We start from the raw sequence: 16,802 nt of genomic DNA, 5'->3' as shown, positions 1-16,802 counted from the left end.
CGTTCCGCCCTACAGACCGCCGGGCAGCACCCCCTCCGAGATGTCGGCGAAGTCGTCTTCGCTCTCGGCGAGGTAGGTCTCCCAGGCGGCCCTGTCCCAGATCTCCACCCGGGTGCTCGCGCCGATCACCACCAACTCGCGTTCCAGCGCGGCGTACGCCCGCAGGTGGGCCGGAATGGTCACCCGCCCCTGCTTGTCCGGAACCTCGTCGTGCGCGCTGGCGAAGAAGACCCGGCTGTAGGCCCGGGCCGCCTTGTGTGTCATCGGCTGCGCGCGCAACTGGTCGGCGATCCGCTGGAACTCAGGGGTCGGGAAGACGTAGAGGCAGCGCTCCTGCCCTTTGGTGACCACGACACCCCCCGCCAGCTCATCCCGAAACTTGGCCGGAAGGATCAACCGGCCCTTTTCGTCCAGGCGTGGAGTGTGGGTGCCGAGAAACACCGGCCCTACCCCCTCGCCCCTGAGCGGCGTTCGCGGCGCCGCTGACCCCCCGGGCCGGTGAGCCCTCCCGGCCTCACCATTGGTCCCCACTCTACTCCACTTCCCTCCACCTGCAACCAGATTCGCCCGCGTGGCGTGTCCAACCCGAGGGCAAAACAGCACGTCAAGAGGGGTGGAGCGGAGTGGAGGGCCCCGGCGGCCCACCGGCGTGGTCCGCTTTCCGACATAGATCGACTCCGTCCGGTGGACGCCCTCTTAGCCGCCCGCGCAGCCACCACGGCCGAACGGTTCACCGTCGGCGGCGATCTGGTGGGGCGGGCGGTCCGGTAACCTCGCTCGCGTGACGGACGCGAAAATGCCCCTACGGGCCAAGGTGGCCAGCTCCGTGTCACGGACCGCCGCGGCGCTCTCCCGGGCGGCCGGCCGTGGCGACGGTTCGGTGATCGGCGGGTGGATCGGCCTGAAGATCGACCCGGACCTGCTGGCCCACCTGTCGGCCGGGCGTGCGATCGCGCTCGTCTCCGGCACCAACGGCAAGACCACCACCACCCGGTTGACCTCCGCCGCGGTCGGCGTGCTCGGCCGGGTCGCCACCAACTCGTTCGGCGCCAACATGCCCAGTGGGCACACCTCGGCGCTGGCCAAGGCCGGCAGCACCCCGTACGCGGTGCTCGAGGTGGACGAGCACTACCTCGCCCAGGTGCTGGAGGCGACCGAGCCGCACGTGGTCGCGCTGCTCAACCTCTCCCGCGACCAGCTCGACCGCGCCAAGGAGGTCGCCATGATGGCGCAACTCTGGCGCGCGGCGCTGGTCCGGCACACCAACGTCCGGGTGGTGGCCAACGCCGACGACCCGCTGGTGGTCTGGGCGGCCACCCCGCCGGGTGACCCCGCCCGCGGCATCAACCCGCCGCACGTGACCTGGTTCAGTGCCGGCCAGCGCTGGCACGACGACTCCTGGGTCTGCCCGGAGTGCGGCTCCACCATCCAGCGCTCCGGCGAGCAGTGGTGGTGCACGGGCTGCCCGCTGCGCCGACCGGAGCCGCACTGGGTCGTCGAGGACGAGGGGGTGCTCGACCCCACCGGCGCCTGGCACAAGGTCTCCCTGCAACTGCCCGGCAAGGTCAACCTCGGCAACGCGGCGACCGCGCTGGCGGTGGCCGCCGAGTTCGGCGTCCGCCCGGTCGACGCGGTGTCCCGCCTCGGCATCGTCACCTCGGTGGCCGGCCGCTACGCGCAGGTCGACAAGGACGGGCGCAACATCCGGCTGCTGCTGGCGAAGAACCCGGCCAGTTGGCTGGAGGCGTTCGACATGGCCGACAACGCCCCGACCCTGCTCTCCATCAACGCGCGCGACCCCGACGGCCTCGACACCTCCTGGCTCTACGACGTCGACTTCGCCCCGCTGCGTGGCCGGCAGGTGTTGATCACCGGTGACCGGGCATACGACCTGGCGGTCCGCCTGGACGTCAACGACGTGCCGTTCCAGCACGTCCGCACGTTCGACGACGCACTCCGGTCGGTCCCGCCCGGGCGGCTGGAGGTCATCGCGAACTACACCGCGTTCCAGGACATCCGAGCGGAGTTGGACCGTGTCATCTGAGAGCCTGCGCATCGTCTGGATCTACCCCGACCTGCTGTCCACCTACGGCGACCGGGGCAACGCCCTGATCCTCGCCCGCCGGGCCCGCCAGCGCGGGATGCCCGTCGAGGTGCTGGAGGTCCGCTCCGACCAGCGACTGCCCGCGACCGCCGACATCTACCTGGTCGGCGGCGGCGAGGACGGCCCACAGGCACTGGGCGCGCAGCGCCTGATCGCCGACGGCGGTCTGCACCGGGCGGTCGCCCAGGGTTCAGTGGTGTTCGGCGTCTGCGCCGGCTACCAACTGCTCGGCACCTCGTTCTTCGCCAAGGGCGTGCAGTGCCGTGGCCTGGAGCTGCTCGACCTGCAGTCCGACCGGGGCGAGAGCCGGGCCGTGGGCGAGCTGTCCGGTGAGATCGACCCCCGGCTGGGCCTGCCCCCGCTCACCGGTTTCGAGAACCACGGCGGTCGCACCCACCTGGGCCCCGAGGTCTCCCCGCTGGCCCGGGTCACCGCCGGGGTGGGCAACGACGGCGCCACCGAGGGCGCGTGGCGTGGCAAGCTGCTCGGCACCTACTCGCACGGTCCGGCGCTGGCCCGCAACCCGGCCCTGGCCGACCTGCTGCTGCGCTGGGCCACCGGGGCACACCAGCTTCCGCCGCTGGACGACACCTGGCCCGACCGGCTGCGCAACGAGCGCCGCTCTGCGGTGGCCGCCGCCCGGGCATGATCCGTGCCGTCCGTCGGCTGCTGCGGCAGCCGTCGGCCGCCCGGTTCGCCCTGCTCGTGCTGCTGATCGGCGGCTGCGGGCTGCTGCTGCTCCTGGCGCCCCGACCGGATCCGAAGCAGCTGCCGCTGCTGGCCGACCGGCTGGGCGACCTCGCCCCGGTGGCGGCGATCCTCGGCGGCGCGCTGCTGCTTGTCGCCCTGGTCCCCCGGACCTTCGTCACGCTCGCCGCGGGCGCGATCTTCGGCCCCCTGGAGGGCGCCGCGTACGCCCTGGGTGCCGCACTGGTGGCCGCGGCGATCGGGTTCACGGTCGGCCGGTTGCTCGGCCGGGAGTTCGTGGCCGAACGGGTCCGTGGCCGCCTGGCCCGCCTCGACGGCTGGTTCGCCCGGCAGAGCGTGGTCGGTGTGGTCACCGTCCGGCTGCTGCCGATCGCCGGCTTCGGGCTGGTCAGCTACGGCTACGGCACGACCGGCGCCCGGGTGCTGCCGTTCCTGGCCGGCAGCGTGATCGCCTCCGCGCCGACCGCCTTCGGCTACGCGGCGATCGGCGCGTCGGTCAGCTCACCCGGGCACATCAACTGGTACGCCGCTGCCCCGGCCAGCCTGGGCCTGATCGCCAGCCTGGTGCTTGTCCACATGTGGTGGCGCGCCGAACGACAACGCCGCCGGATGCCGGTTTGACCGTGCCCGAGCCGACCCACGGCGTCGAGGAGCCGCTCACCGGCGGCTTCGTCGCCGAGGTGGTCCGGGTCGGCGACACGGTACGACGTACCCCGCCAGCCAACCCGGACTTCGTCGGCGCGCTGCTGCGTCACCTGGCCCGGGTGGGCGCGGACCTCGCGCCCCTTCACCTGGGCGTCGACGACCGCGGCCGGCAGGTGGTCAGCTACGTTGCGGGGCGGGTGCCGTGGCGGGACTCCGAGGATCCCGCGTTCTTCGCCGATCCGGCGCTGGTGCGGCTGGCCAAGCTGATCCGGCGTCTGCACGACGCGTGCGCGGGCACCGACCTGGCCGGCGACGCCGAGACCGTGTGTCACCGCGATCTGTCGCCGAAGAACACGGTGTACCGGGACTTCCCGGACGGGCCGCTCCCGGTGGTCTTCATCGACTGGGACCTGGCCGCCCCGGGCCGGCGGATCGAGGACGTGGCGTTCGCCGGCTGGCACTGGGCCACACTGGGTGACGGTGCCGATCCCGCCGAGCTGGGTCGGCGTTGTCGCGTCCTCTGTGACACCTACGACGCGGCCGGCCCCGGGCTGCTGCCCCGAGGGGAGCTGACAGACCTGATGCTCCACCAGATCGAGGGCACCTGGCGGACCATCGACACCAGCCCCCACCCAGCCATGCGCCGCCTCCGCGAGGCAGGAGTGGGCGCGCTGATATCTCACTGGCACGACTGGGTACGTGCGCACCGCGCCGTCGTCCATAGGTCGATCATGGAGTCGTGGCGGTGAACCCCTGGGCAGGGGACGAACCGGCCACCACAACTCCATGATCGACGCGAGCGGGGCGGGGCGGGGTTACGCCACCACCGAGACCATTCGGCCCTTGACCACGATGACCTTGCGGGGCTCCTTGCCGGCCAGGGTGGCGGCCACCGCCTCCAGGGCCGCCGCGCGGACGGTCTCCTCGGTGGCGTCGGCAGGGACCTCGACGCGGCCACGGACCTTGCCGTTGACCTGCACCGGATAGGTCACCGTGTCGGCCACCAGCAGCGCCGGGTCGGCGGTCGGGAAGTCCGCGTACGTCAGCGAGGTGTCGTGGCCCAGCTTGCGCCACAGCTCCTCGGCCAGGTGCGGGGCGAACGGCGCCACCATCAGCACCAGCGGCTCGGCCACCTCGCGGGGCGTCGCCGCCAGCCCGGTCAGCCCGTTGGTCAGCTGGATCAGCTTGGCGATCGCCGTGTTGAACCGGATGCCGTCCATGTCGCCACGGACCCCGTCGATCACCGTGTGCAGCAGCCGGCGGGTCGTCTCGTCGGCCGGGTCCTCGGTGATCCGCAGCGCGCCGGTCTGCTCGTCGACGACGGCCCGCCAGACCCGCTGCAGGAACCGGTACGAGCCGACCACCGCCCGGGTCTCCCAGGGGCGGGACACCTCCAGCGGACCCATCGACATCTCGTACACCCGGAAGGTGTCCGCACCGTAGGCGGCGCACATGTCGTCGGGGGTCACCACGTTCTTCAGTGACTTGCCCATCTTGCCGTACTCGCGGTTGACCGCCAGGTCGCCCAGGTAGTAGGCGCCGTCGCGCTCCATGACCTCCTCGGCCTGCACGTAGCTGCCGCGCGAGTCGGTGTACGCGTACGCCTGGATCATGCCCTGGTTGAACAGTTTGCGGAACGGCTCGAACGACGACACGTGCCCCAGGTCGAACAGCACCTTGTGCCAGAACCGCGCGTACAGCAGGTGCAGCACGGCGTGCTCGGCGCCACCGACGTACAGGTCGGTGCCTCCGCAGTCGCCCTCGCCGCGCGGACCCATCCAGTACCGCTCGTTCTCCGCGTCGACGAACCGGTCACCGTTGGTCGGGTCCAGGTAGCGCAGCTCGTACCAGCAGGAGCCGGCCCACTGCGGCATCACGTTGGTTTCCCGGGTGTAGCGCTTCGGCCCGTCACCCAGGTCCAGCTCGACCTCGACCCAGTCGCGCCGCCGCGACAGCGGGGTCTCCGGGTTGCTGTCGGCGTCGTCGGCGTCGAACGTCTTCGGGGAGAAGTCGTCCACCTCCGGCAGCTCGACCGGCAGCATCTCCTCCGGCAGGGCGATGGCCGCGCCGGTCTCGTCGTAGACGATCGGGAACGGCTCGCCCCAGTAGCGCTGCCGGGAGAACAGCCAGTCGCGCAGCCGGTAGGTCACCGCGCCGGTGCCGTGCCCGTTCGCCTCCAGCCAGGCGATGATCGCCGCCTTGGCGTCGGCGACCCCCAGGCCGTTCAGGTCCAGGCCGCGCTCGGGTGCGGCGCTGTTGATGGCCGGGCCGTCCCCGGTGTACGCCTTGCCGTCGAAGCCCTCCGCCGGCTGCACGGTGCGCACGATGGGCAGCTCGAAGACCTCGGCGAACGCCCAGTCCCGTTCGTCCTGCGCCGGCACCGCCATGATCGCGCCGGTGCCGTAGCCGGCCAGCACGTAGTCGGCGATGAAGATCGGGATCTGCCCACCGGTGACCGGGTTGGTGGCGTACGCGCCGATGAAGACGCCGGTCTTCTCCTTGGTGTCGGACTGCCGCTCGACGTCGGTCTTGGCCGCGGCGGTCTTGCGGTACGCCTCGACGGCCGCCCGGGGGCTGGCGTGCCCGCCGGTCCAGGCGTCCCTCGTCCCGTCCGGCCAGGCGGCCGGCACCAGCGCGTCGACCAGCTCGTGCTCGGGCGCCAGCACCATGTAGGTGGCACCGAAGACGGTGTCCGGTCGGGTCGTGAACACCCGCACCGGCGCCTGCGCGGTGGGGAAGTCGATGTGCGCGCCCTGCGAGCGGCCGATCCAGTTGCGCTGCATCAGCTTGATCGGCTCGGGCCAGTCCAGGCTGTCCAGGTCGTCCAGCAGCCGGTCACCGTACGCGGTGATCCGCATCTTCCACTGCTTCAGGTTGCGCTTGAAGACGGGGAAGTTGCCCCGGTCGGAGCGGCCGTCGGCGGTGACCTCCTCGTTGGCCAGCACGGTGCCCAGCCCCGGGCACCAGTTCACCGGGGCGTGCGAGACGTACGCCAGGCGGTGGTCGTCGACGACCTGGCGGCGCTCGGCGACGCTCAGCTCGGCCCACGCGCGGCCGTCCGGGGTCTGCCGGTTGCCGCCCTCGAACTCGGCGATCAGCTCGGCGATCGGGCGGGCCTTACCGGCGTCGCGGTCGTACCAGGAGTTGAAGATCTGCAGGAAGATCCACTGGGTCCAGCGGTAGAAGTCGGTGTCGATGGTGGCCACCGACCGGCGCTCGTCGTGCGCCAGCCCCAGCCGGCGCAGCTGCGCCTTGTACCGCTCGATGTTCGCCACGGTGGTGGTGCGCGGGTGGGTGCCGGTCTGCACCGCGTACTGCTCGGCGGGCAGGCCGAACGCGTCGAAGCCCATCGCGTGCAGCACGTTGCGACCGGCCATCCGCTGGTAGCGCGCGTAGCAGTCGGTGCCGATGTAGCCCAGCGGGTGGCCGACGTGCAGGCCAGCTCCGGACGGGTACGGGAACATGTCCAGCACGTACAGCTTGTCCGCGCCGGCGCGGGGGTGGGTCGGGTCGGCCAGCGGGCCGGTCGGGTTCGGTGCGTGGAAGGTGCCCTCGCGCGCCCAGATGTCCTGCCAACGGATCTCGATCTCGTCGGCCAGGGCCGCGGTGTACCGGAACGGGGGAATGTCGCCCGCCGGTGCGGCTGCCTCACTCATCGTCTCTCCTCGCTTCGCTTCGCTTCGTCTCGGCGGCGCCGGGCCGGGCCGGCGCCGGGCACAAAAATGCCCCTCGCACAGGAGGGGCCGCCGTGCTGTCGCTGGGATCAGCGCATCAGCACGGCCCGGTAAGAAGCAGGAAGACTCCGGCCATGTTCCGCAGTGTACCCCGCCGCCGGTCCGGCCTGCCGGCCCCCGGGGTGGGCCGGGCCGCGTCCCCCGACGTGGCGAATATCGGGGCGTAACCGACGGACCGCCTGCGGGGGTCGGCGATAACGACAAACATGGTTAGCCTGAGAGGCTAGTGAGAATCCTGCGGCAAACGAGGCTCGACGTCGCGAACCCAACGGCGGGTCCAGGTGCTCTCTACAGAGCTGCCGTGACGGCGACGAGGAGGAGGCCCGTGACACAACAGACCTGGGACGAGGTGGGCGGCCTACTGCCGCACGACGAGTTCCGCGCCGCCAGCGAGGCCATCGTGGCCAACATCGAGCAGGTCATCGAGGGTAAGACCGCCACCGTGCGGCTCGCCCTGGCCGTGTTGCTCGCCGAGGGTCACCTCCTGATCGAAGACGTCCCGGGTGTCGGCAAGACCAAGCTGGCCAAGGCCCTCGCGCGGTCCATCGACTGCACGGTACGACGGATCCAGTTCACCCCCGACCTGCTGCCCAGCGACGTCACCGGTGTCAGCGTCTACAACCAGGAGACGCACGACTTCGAGTTCCGTCCGGGTGCCGTCTTCGCCAACCTGGTGGTCGGCGACGAGATCAACCGGGCCTCGCCGAAGACCCAGTCGGCGCTGCTGGAGTGCATGGAGGAGCGGCAGGTCACCGTCGACGGCGTGACCTACCAGCTGCAGACCCCGTTCATGGTGATCGCCACCCAGAACCCGATCGAGATGGAGGGGACCTACCCGCTGCCCGAGGCGCAGCGCGACAGGTTCACCGCCCGCATCGCGATGGGTTACCCGGACTCCAACGCCGAGCTGGCCATGCTCGACGGGCACGGCGCCGCCGACCCGCTGAACGAGCTGCGCGCGGTCTCCGACGCGGCCATCGTCCGGCAGCTCATCGCCACCGTCCGGCAGGTGCACGTGGCGGACGCGATCAAGCAGTACGCGATCGACCTGGTCACCGCCACCCGCGAGGCTCCCGACCTGCGGCTCGGCGCCTCCCCCCGGGCCACCCTGCAACTGCTGCGCACCGCCCGGGCGGTCGCCGCCCTGGAGGGCCGCGACTACGTGCTCCCCGACGACCTGCAGGCCCTGGCGGTGCCGGTGCTCGCACACCGGATCATCCCCACCGCCGACGCGCAGCTGGCCCGGCGCACCACCGACGCGATCGTCTCCGAGCTGGTGCACCGCCTGCCGCTGCCACACGACCGGCAGCGCAACCCGTACGACACCCGGCCCGCTTCCGGCAACGGCCGCGCGCCCTACGAGCCGCGGAGGCCATGACGTGCGTGCCGGGCTGCGCGGGCTGACCACCCGCGGGCGATCCTTCCTCGCCGCCGCGGTCGCCGCGGCGATCTCGGCCGGCATCCTCGGCGAGAAGGACCTGCTCCGGGTGGCTGTGCTGCTGGCCATCCTGCCGTTGCTGGCCGCCGCCTACGTTGGGCGCAGCCGCTACAAGCTGGCCTGCAACCGGTCACTGGACCCGCACCGAGTTCCGGTCGGTGCCAACTCCCGCGTGGTGCTGCGCCTGCAGAACCTCTCCCGGCTACCGACCGGCACCCTGCTGTTGGAGGACCGGCTGCCCTACGCGCTGGGCAGCCGGCCCCGGGTGGTGTTGGAGCGGCTCGGCGCGCACCAGGCCAGTTCCGTGGCGTACACCGTGCGGGCCGACGTGCGGGGCCGTTACGACGTGGGCCCGCTGGTGGTCCGGATAACCGACCCGTTCGGCCTCTGCGAGCTCACCCGTTCCTTCCCCAGCACCGACCACCTGACGGTCATCCCGCAGGTCACCCCGCTGCCGTCGGTCCGGCTCCCCGGGGAGTACGCGGGCAGCGGCGACAGCCGGGCCCGGTCGGTGGCGGTGCACGGCGAGGACGACGCGGCGACCCGGGAGTACCGGCGCGGCGACGACCTGCGCCGGGTGCACTGGAAGTCCACCGCCCGCACCGGCGAGCTGATGGTGCGCCGCGAGGAGCAGCCGTGGGAGAGCCGGGCCACTGTCGTTCTGGACACCCGGGCGTACGGCCACCGCGGCGAGGGGCCGACGGCCAGTTTCGAGTGGGCCGTCTCCGCCGCCGCGAGCGTCGCCGTCCACCTCCGGCAGGCCGGCTACAAGTTGCGTCTGGTCACCGGTTCGGGCGTCGATGTGGACGCGTCGGAGGCCGGCGGTGACGGGGCGCTGCTCGACCACCTCGCGGAGGTTCGCCTGGATCAGCGCGCCGAGGTGACAGGTCTCGTGCAGCGGGTCCGCCAGCGCGCCGACGGCGGGTTGATCATCGGGCTGTTCGGCACGGTGGGCACGGCCGAGGCCGAGCTGCTGGCCGGGCTGCGGGGCAACGGCGCCACCTGCATCGGGTTCCTGCTCAACAGCTCCACCTGGCTCAGCCTGCCGGAGAAGGCTCGGGCCGAGGCGGAGCACGCGCACGGCGCCGCCGTCCTCGCCATGGTGCAGAGTGGCTGGCGCGTCGTCGGTGTCGACCACGGTGCCCGACTACCGGCGCTGTGGCCGCAGGCTGGCCGGGGCTCCCAGGGCTTCGCCCTGCGCGCCGCGCTGGCCGAGACGGTCGCCGGCGGCGTGCGATGAACGGAAAGGTCCCCTCATGATCGCCAGTCGGCACATCGGCCTGGTGGCGGCCACGGCCACCCTGCTGGCCGCCGCGCCGCTGTCGGCCATCTTCCAGAGCTGGACATGGCTCGTCGAGTCCGTCATCGCGGTCGCCGTGGTGGCCGGAGCGGCCGCGCTGACCAGGCTCGTCCGGGCACCACTGTGGGGTCAGGTGCTGGGCATGCTGGCCGGCCTGCTCCTCGCCCTGACCTGGTTGTTCCCCAGCAACCAGGAGCTGCTCGCCATCCTGCCCACGCCGGGCACGTTCGCGCACTTCGCCGACCTGCTCACCGGCTCCATGCAGGACATGCGCTCGTACGGGGTCGAGGTCCCGGACACCGACCCGCTGCTGTTCATCGCCGTGCTCGGTGTCGGCGCGGTCGCCGTACTCGTGGATGTCCTGGCAGTGGGGCTGCGCCGGCCCGCGCTGGCGGGGTTGCCGATGCTCGCCATCTACTCGGTGCCGGTCGCCGTCTACGTCAACAGCGTCCCCGCGACGCCGTTCGTGGTGGGCGCCGCCGGTTACCTCTGGCTGCTGGTCACCGACAACGTCGACCGGGTCCGCAGGTTCGGGCGCCGGTTCACCGGCGACGGCCGCGACGTCGACGTGTGGGAGGCCTCACCGTTGGCGTCGGCCGGCCGTCGGCTCGCGGTGCTCGGGGTGGCGGTGGCGGTCGCCCTGCCGTTGGCGGTGCCCGGCATGAGCGGCGGGCTCCTCGACTCCCTCAGCCGGGGTCCGGGCAACGGCACCGGCAACGGCAACGGCTCGGGCGGCACGTCGGGTCGGATCGACCTGTTCGCCTCGCTCGCCGGTCAGCTCAACCAGTCCCAGGTGGCCGACCTGGTCAAGGTCACCACCTCCGAGCCCAACCCGTTCTACCTGCGCTACGCGGTCGCCGACGAGCTGCGCCAGACTGGTTTCCAGGCGCGTAACCCCACCGGCCGAGCGGTCAATCGAGACCTGCCCGACCCGGCCGAGCGGGCTCGCCCCGGCGTGCAGCAGACCACCTACCGGGCGACCGTCGAGGTCACCAAGAGCCTGAGCATGTCGCTGATGCCGGTGTACGCGGAGCCGGTACGCACCGACGACCTCAGCGGCAACTGGCTCTACGACCCCAACCAGCAGGTCGTCTTCTCCAACCGGGAAAACTCCCGAGGCCGGAAGTACTCCTTCGACTACGTCCGCTCGACGTACACGCCGGCGACGCTGCGGGCCACCCCACCGCTGCCGGCCGACCACCCCCTGAACCGGCAGATGACCGCCACCCCCGGGCCGGTGCCCGAGGTGGAGGAGCTGGTCAAGGGCCTGACCCAGGGCAAGCGCACCGACTACGACCGGGTGTTGGCGATCTACCAGCACTTCTCGGCCGACAACGGGTTCACCTACCGGCTCAGCACCGAGAGCGGCAGCAGCGGGCAGGACATCGTCAACTTCCTCACCAACAAGGTCGGCTACTGCCAGCAGTACGCGGCCGCGATGGCGTGGCTGGTCCGCTCGGCGGGCATCCCGGCCCGGGTGGCGTTCGGGTTCACCAACGGCAGCAAGCGCGACGGTCAAACCTACACGTTGACCAACCTCAACCTGCACGCCTGGACCGAGGTCTTCTTCGACGGGGTCGGCTGGGTGCCGTTCGACGCCACCCCGACGTACGGGGTGCCGGGGTCCACCCGCTCGGCCTGGGCACCGGACACTGACGCGCCGGAACCAGCCACCCCGGGCACCGGCGTCACGGACACCCCGGCGGGCCCCGAGGCGTCGGCCGGTCCGGCCGGGCCCGACAACGCCGACCGGGACGTCGACGACGGGCTGGCCCTGGGCGGCACCACGCCGGCCGAGCAGCCGCCGGTCTGGCCCTGGTGGGCGGCAGGTCTGCTGGCCCTGCTGGCACTGCTCGCCATCCCCGCGCTGCGCCGGCTGGCGCTGCGCCGCAAACGGGGTGGCCAGCCGGCGAGCGCCGCCGTGGCCTCCCCAGCGGCCGTCGACGACGGCGTCGAGCCGGGGACGCGTGTGGTGGTGGTCGGCGTGGACGCCGACCGGGCCCGCGCGGACGCACACGCCGCCTGGGCCGAGCTGCTCGACACGATGGTGGACTTCCGGGTTCCGGTCGACCTGACCGAGACGCCCAGGGCGACCGCGGACCGGCTGGTCCGCGACACCCTCGGCGATGACAGCGCCGCGACCGGGTCGGCGCGGCTGCTCGGCCAGGCGGAGGAGCGGGCCCGCTACGCACGGGACCCGCTGACCGGTGAGCGGCTGTTGCCGGCACTCCGCGCGGTCCGTGCGGCGCTCGCCGCACAGGCGGACCGACGCACCCGCCTGGTCGCCGCCGTACTGCCACCGTCGGTGCTGCTGCGCTGGCGTACCACCCTGGCGGACACGTCCGGCCGCATGGCGGCCTTGACCGGGCGAGCCCGGTACCGGTTGCTGCGCTGGAACCCTCGACGGCTGTTGGCCGACCGAGCGGCCCGCTGACCTGTTCAGCTGACCAACGCCCGTTGACGGCGGGGGTGGCGGTCCACCGGCCGCCACCCCACCCGAACGCCCGCCCCGCCCAGCCGGCAGCCCGGCCAGCCCGTCTCGCCCGGAAGCCCGCCCAGCCCAGCCCAGCCCGCCCGACAGCTCGCCCCACCCCCGGCAGCGGCGCCGCCGCCTCCGGATCCCCGCCGACTCCTTGATCAGGTGATGAAAAGTAGTTCTGGGAGGCTCGTCAGACCTACTTTTCATCACCTGATCAAGGCCACGCGGGCTCGGCGCAGGAGCAACGCCACGCGGGTTGATCACTTGATAGGGCGCGCGGGTACCACGGAGGTCGCCGGGGCTGTGTCCGGCGACCCGCTCGTCGCGGCGTACGGCCCGCCTCAGCGGCGGGACTGGCTCAGCGGTGCCCCTCCGGGCGCTGCCGCCACCTGTCCTCCATGCGGTCCAGGATCGACGACCGGCGACCGGATCGGCCACCACGCGGACGGCGACGACTCGTCGTCCCGCCCACCACGTGCAGGTCGGGTGACTGCGCCCGCCGGTGCGACTGCACCGCGTACGCGGCCGACGCCAGCATGACGACAAAGCCCGCCACCGCCAGCGGTGGAGTCTTGATCACCGCGCCATAGACCAGTAGAGCCAAGCCAGCGATGACGACGCCGGCGGCGACGAGCAGGCGACGCCGCGCGTGAAAGCGCGGATCGCTGGCGCGCACGGCCGAGGCGAATTTGGGGTCCTCGGCAAGCGACCGCTCGATCTGCTCGAACAGCCGCTGCTCGTGCTCCGAGAGCGGCACGGCACTCCTCCCCGGTCACGTTGGTCGGGCCCACTCGGGCCGACAGACCGTGGCAGCCATCCGACTGCTTACCCGCAAGTCTACGAGGGGGGTCGCGCGTCGGAAAGCGGGACGACCTACGGGTGGGGTGGATTTTCCTTTCGTTGGGCGTCACGGTCGCCCATCAGACTGGCCGGACCTATGACGGACCGCCCGAATCGGGCAGCGGCGGCGTCGGCGGCAGCTTCCGCCTCCCGCCAACCACGCTCGGGCGCGCCGAGGGTGAGCTGCCGGGGAGCGCCCTGCGCCGTGCTGAGCCCCTCCACCCGGACGCCGACGAGCCGGATTCGCTCGCCCGGGTCCAGTGCGGTGTAGAGCGCCCAGACCGTGTCGAACATCTCGCGGGCGGTGTCGGTGGGCACGTCGAGGGTGCGGGAGCGGCTGACGGTGCGGAAGTCGGCCAGCCGCACCTTGAGCGCGACGGTGCGCCCGACCTGCCCGGAGCCTCGCAGCCGGACGCCGACCTTCGCGCTGAGCGCGAGCAACGCCCGGCGGATCTCCAACGGGTCGGCCACGTCGACGTCGAACGTCACCTCGGCGCCGATCGACTTGTCGACGTGCTCGGGGCTGACCCGGCGCGGGTCCCGGCCCCAGGCCAGCTCGTGCAGGTGGGCCGCCGACGCCGCGCCGACCGCCTTGCGGAGCATGCCCAGCGGGGCTTCGGCGAGGTCGCCCACGGTGGCCAGGCCGAGCCTGCGCAGCGCCTCGGCGGCGCGCTCCCCCACCCCCCAGAGCGCGTCCACCGGCAGCGGGTGCAGGAAGTCGAGCACCTGCCCCGAGGGCACCACCAGCAAACCGTCGGGCTTGGCCCGGGTGGAGCCGAGCTTGGCCACGAACTTGCTCGGCGCCACCCCGACCGAACAGGTCAGCGCCTGCTCGTCGGCGACCCGTCGGCGGATCAGCCGGGCGATGGCGGCCGGAGAACCGAAGAGTCGACGGGCGCCGCTCACGTCGAGGAACGCCTCGTCGAGGGAGAGCGGCTCGACCAGCGGGGTGACGTCCCGGAAGATCTGCATCACCGCCCGGGAGGCTGCGGTGTAGGCGCTGAACTCCGGTGGCAGGTAGACCGCGTGGGGGCAGCGCGCCCGGGCCTGGCTGGTCGGCATCGCGCTGCGGACGCCGTAACGGCGGGCCTCGTAGCTGGCCGAGCTGACCACACCGCGCGGCCCGACACCGCCGACGATGACCGGCCGGCCGCGTAACTCGGGCCGGCGGCGCACCTCGACGGCGGCGAAGAAGGCGTCCATGTCGACGTGCAGGATCGGGCTGCCGGTGTCGTCGGCATCCGGCCCGAAGCGCGGATCGCCGCCCCGGGGCAACGACTGACTGCGGCCCATCCCGGCAGGTTAACCCGGAGGTACGACATCCCCAGCGGCCGGCGAGCCGGACCGTACGCCGGTCAGCCGCGTACGACCAGCAGTGGCACGGTCAGCTCGGCCGCGGTGTCCGAGCCGTGGTAGGCCACCAGCTTCGACGCCATCGGCCGCTCGGTGCGGCTGGCCATGACCGCGTAGGTGTCGTTGCAGGTCACCACCACGTCGCCGATCCGGGCGAGGTGTTCCTCGGGCACCGGCCCGAACCAGCCGGTGGCCACCACCTCGTCGCGGGTGCGTACCCGTGCGGCGTCGCCGAGCACCGTCGACCAGACGGCCACCACGTCGTCGAGTGCGCCCGGTGCGACGTGCAGGTAGCGCACCCGGGCCTCGCCGGCGACCACCCGGATCCCGTCGCGCAGTCGGGGATCGGTGTCCAGGTCGAATCGGTGCGTGGCGGGAATGTCGAGCTGACCGTGGTCGGCGGTCACCAGCAGGGCCGCGTCCGGCGGCAGACCGTCGACCAGTCGGGCGACAAGCGCGTCCACCTCGGTGGCGGCGTCCCGCCAGGGCACCGAGTCGACGCCGCTGACGTGGCCGTGCCGGTCCAGGTCGGCGTGGTAGCCGGAGACCAGGGTCGGCCCGGAGCCGGCGGCCAGCGCGGCCAGCATGGCGGCGGCCACCGCGTCCCCGCCGGCGGCGCCCCGGAAGTCGCCGCCCCGGTTGGCGGCCACTGTCAATCCGCTGCCGCCGAACTCCGGCCGACTCACCACTGTCGTCGTTACCCCGGCGGCGCGGGCGCGCTCGAGTTGGGTGGTCACCGGCTGCCAGCTCAGCGGCGACGGGTCCCCGGACCAGTCGGTGTGGGTGAGCACCCGGTCCGTGCCGGGCACCCGCACGGTGAAGCCGAGCACCCCGTGCGCGCCGGGCGGTACGCCGGTGCCCAGCGACACCAGGCTGGTCGGGGTGGTGGACGGGAAACCGGCGATGAGCGGACGGCCCACCGTCGCGGCGAGCCCGGCGAGCGTCGGCGCGTACGGGGCGGCGGTGGGCAACTGGTACCAGCCGAGCCCGTCGACGAGCAGCACGGCGATCCGGCGCACCCCGGGCAGCGCGGGCGCCAGCCCGAGTGGGTCGGCCGAGCCGGGCACGCCCAGCACGGCGAGCGCGCTGGGCAGCACCTCGGCGAGACGGCCGCCGCCGTGCTCCGGCCCGAGGATCGCCAGTGGCGCCGGGGTCGGCGAGTCGCTCATGCCGGCCGGCGGGCGAACAGGTGCAGCTGGGCGGCCAGGTCCCGGTACGGCGGTTGGGCGGCCAGTACGCGTTCCAACTCGACCACCGCGGCCTGCTGCCCGTCGGCGACCGCGGCCGGCAGCAGGTCGGCCAGCACGCGTACCCCGTGGATCTCCTCGACCACCAGCCCGGCGGCGCCGAGCAGCGCGGCGGCGCCGGGGGCGTCGTAGCGCCGGCGCAGTGTGTCACGCGGCCCGGCGGTGCCGGCCGGATCGGCGGCCAGGGCGGTCGCGACGTCCAGGTGCCCGTTTATGGCCCGGCCGAGCACGGCGGCGGCCCGGCCGGCCACCAGGACGCTGGCGGCCCCGCCGGGACGCAACGCGGTGGCCAACGCGGTCACCACCGGCGTCGGGTCGTCGACCACCTCCAGCACGGCGTGGCAGAGCACCAGGTCGACGCCGGCCGGCTCGACCAGCCCGGTGAGGGCGTCGCCGTCGCCCTGCACGGCGTCGATCCGGTCGGCCACCCCGGCCTCGGCGGCGCGGCGGGTGAGCGCCGCGAGGGCGTCGGGGCTGGCGTCGACCACTGTGACGCGGTGCCCGGCGCGGGCCAGCGGGACGGCGAAACCGCCGGTGCCGCCGCCCACGTCCAGCACGGTCAGCTCGGCGTCGCCGCGCCGGTCCAGTTCGGCGCGGAGCACCGACCAGATCACGGCGGTACGGGGTGTCAGCGGCGGCTCGGCGAACCGGCCTCGGGTCTGCTCCACCCGGTCGAGCCTAGTGGGTCAGGAGTCGGTGCCCTCGGCCTCGTCCTCGGCCCGGGACCGGCGTTCGTTGGCCACCGGCCCGTTTGTCACCTCGTACTCGCGAGGGTCGGCGAGGTGCGCCGGCACCCAGCCGGTGCCCAGCCGGGTCCGCCGGGCGTTGGCGATTCCACCGGTGTACGCGTGATTGCCCTTCACTGTCATTCCCCCTCACGGATCACGGGCCGCTCTGCCCGCTCAGGACGAGTCTCCCGCTCGACGGCGCGAGAAACCGTAATGTGGATCACTC

The 16,802-nt window shown here is 72.8% G+C and carries 14 protein-coding genes; 7 read left to right on the top strand and 7 right to left on the bottom strand.

Features of this window, described 5'->3' with window-relative positions; genetic code table 11:
* Positions 1-9: 9 nt before the first annotated feature.
* Positions 10-441, bottom strand: a complete 432-nt coding sequence (gene mraZ, locus AB0B57_RS15655) for a division/cell wall cluster transcriptional repressor MraZ (RefSeq protein ID WP_357069529.1) — start codon at positions 439-441, stop codon at positions 10-12.
* A 355-nt stretch (positions 442-796) separates the two neighbouring features.
* Here mraZ and AB0B57_RS15650 point away from each other — a divergent pair, with 355 nt between their 5' ends.
* From AB0B57_RS15650 to AB0B57_RS15635, 4 genes are read left to right on the top strand one after another with little or no spacing between them, the layout of a single operon-like run.
* A complete protein-coding gene (locus AB0B57_RS15650; RefSeq protein WP_355007801.1) occupies positions 797-2,044 on the top strand; it encodes a MurT ligase domain-containing protein in 1,248 nt (415 codons plus the stop codon).
* Positions 2,034-2,753, top strand: a complete 720-nt coding sequence (locus AB0B57_RS15645; RefSeq protein ID WP_357069527.1) for a glutamine amidotransferase — start codon at positions 2,034-2,036, stop codon at positions 2,751-2,753. Before AB0B57_RS15650 ends, AB0B57_RS15645 begins: the two co-directional genes overlap by 11 nt.
* Positions 2,750-3,433, top strand: coding sequence for a VTT domain-containing protein (locus AB0B57_RS15640; RefSeq protein ID WP_357069525.1), 684 nt, complete (start codon positions 2,750-2,752; stop codon positions 3,431-3,433). Before AB0B57_RS15645 ends, AB0B57_RS15640 begins: the two co-directional genes overlap by 4 nt.
* A gap of 2 nt (positions 3,434-3,435) precedes the next feature.
* Positions 3,436-4,206: a phosphotransferase gene (locus AB0B57_RS15635; RefSeq protein WP_357069523.1), complete on the top strand. Its 771-nt coding sequence runs from the start codon at positions 3,436-3,438 to the stop codon at positions 4,204-4,206.
* 66 nt (positions 4,207-4,272) lie between these two features.
* On the opposite strand, the gene leuS is transcribed toward AB0B57_RS15635, so the two are convergent.
* Complete coding sequence (leuS, locus tag AB0B57_RS15630) at positions 4,273-7,113, bottom strand: leucine--tRNA ligase (RefSeq protein ID WP_357069521.1); 2,841 nt, start codon at positions 7,111-7,113, stop codon at positions 4,273-4,275.
* A 403-nt stretch (positions 7,114-7,516) separates the two neighbouring features.
* On the opposite strand from leuS, the gene AB0B57_RS15625 reads away from it, so the two are divergent.
* Genes AB0B57_RS15625 through AB0B57_RS15615 form a run of 3 tightly spaced genes read left to right on the top strand, consistent with a single transcriptional unit; the run spans position 7,517 to position 12,363 of the window.
* The gene (locus AB0B57_RS15625) at positions 7,517-8,569 is read left to right on the top strand and encodes a MoxR family ATPase (protein ID WP_357069519.1); all 1,053 of its coding nucleotides are present in this window, start codon (positions 7,517-7,519) and stop codon (positions 8,567-8,569) included.
* Between the two features lies 1 nt (position 8,570).
* Complete coding sequence (locus tag AB0B57_RS15620) at positions 8,571-9,869, top strand: DUF58 domain-containing protein (protein WP_357069517.1); 1,299 nt, start codon at positions 8,571-8,573, stop codon at positions 9,867-9,869.
* Between the two features lie 16 nt (positions 9,870-9,885).
* Positions 9,886-12,363, top strand: a complete 2,478-nt coding sequence (locus AB0B57_RS15615; RefSeq protein WP_357069515.1) for a DUF3488 and transglutaminase-like domain-containing protein — start codon at positions 9,886-9,888, stop codon at positions 12,361-12,363.
* A 403-nt stretch (positions 12,364-12,766) separates the two neighbouring features.
* Here the strand turns inward: AB0B57_RS15615 and AB0B57_RS15610 are convergent, their stop codons facing one another.
* From AB0B57_RS15610 to AB0B57_RS15590, 5 genes are all read right to left on the bottom strand, one after another.
* Positions 12,767-13,165 carry a DUF3040 domain-containing protein gene (locus tag AB0B57_RS15610; protein WP_357069513.1) on the bottom strand — a complete coding sequence of 133 codons (399 nt, stop codon included), beginning with the start codon at positions 13,163-13,165 and terminating at the stop codon, positions 12,767-12,769.
* Between the two features lie 116 nt (positions 13,166-13,281).
* On the bottom strand, positions 13,282-14,541 hold the full coding sequence (locus tag AB0B57_RS15605) for a DNA polymerase IV (RefSeq protein WP_357069511.1): 1,260 nt from the start codon (positions 14,539-14,541) through the stop codon (positions 13,282-13,284).
* Positions 14,542-14,603: 62 nt separating this feature from the next.
* Complete coding sequence (locus AB0B57_RS15600; RefSeq protein WP_357069509.1) at positions 14,604-15,770, bottom strand: nucleotide pyrophosphatase/phosphodiesterase family protein; 1,167 nt, start codon at positions 15,768-15,770, stop codon at positions 14,604-14,606.
* Positions 15,767-16,516 carry a methyltransferase domain-containing protein gene (locus tag AB0B57_RS15595; protein ID WP_357069507.1) on the bottom strand — a complete coding sequence of 250 codons (750 nt, stop codon included), beginning with the start codon at positions 16,514-16,516 and terminating at the stop codon, positions 15,767-15,769. The genes AB0B57_RS15600 and AB0B57_RS15595 overlap by 4 nt, the downstream gene beginning before the upstream one ends.
* An 18-nt stretch (positions 16,517-16,534) precedes the next feature.
* Complete coding sequence (locus AB0B57_RS15590) at positions 16,535-16,711, bottom strand: hypothetical protein (protein ID WP_357069505.1); 177 nt, start codon at positions 16,709-16,711, stop codon at positions 16,535-16,537.
* Positions 16,712-16,802 lie beyond the last annotated feature (91 nt).

The organism is Micromonospora sp. NPDC049101 (assembly GCF_040648675.1).
Lineage (GTDB): Bacteria > Actinomycetota > Actinomycetes > Mycobacteriales > Micromonosporaceae > Micromonospora.
Note: the sequence above shows the minus strand (reverse complement) of the source record. Positions and strands in the feature narration are given on the sequence as shown.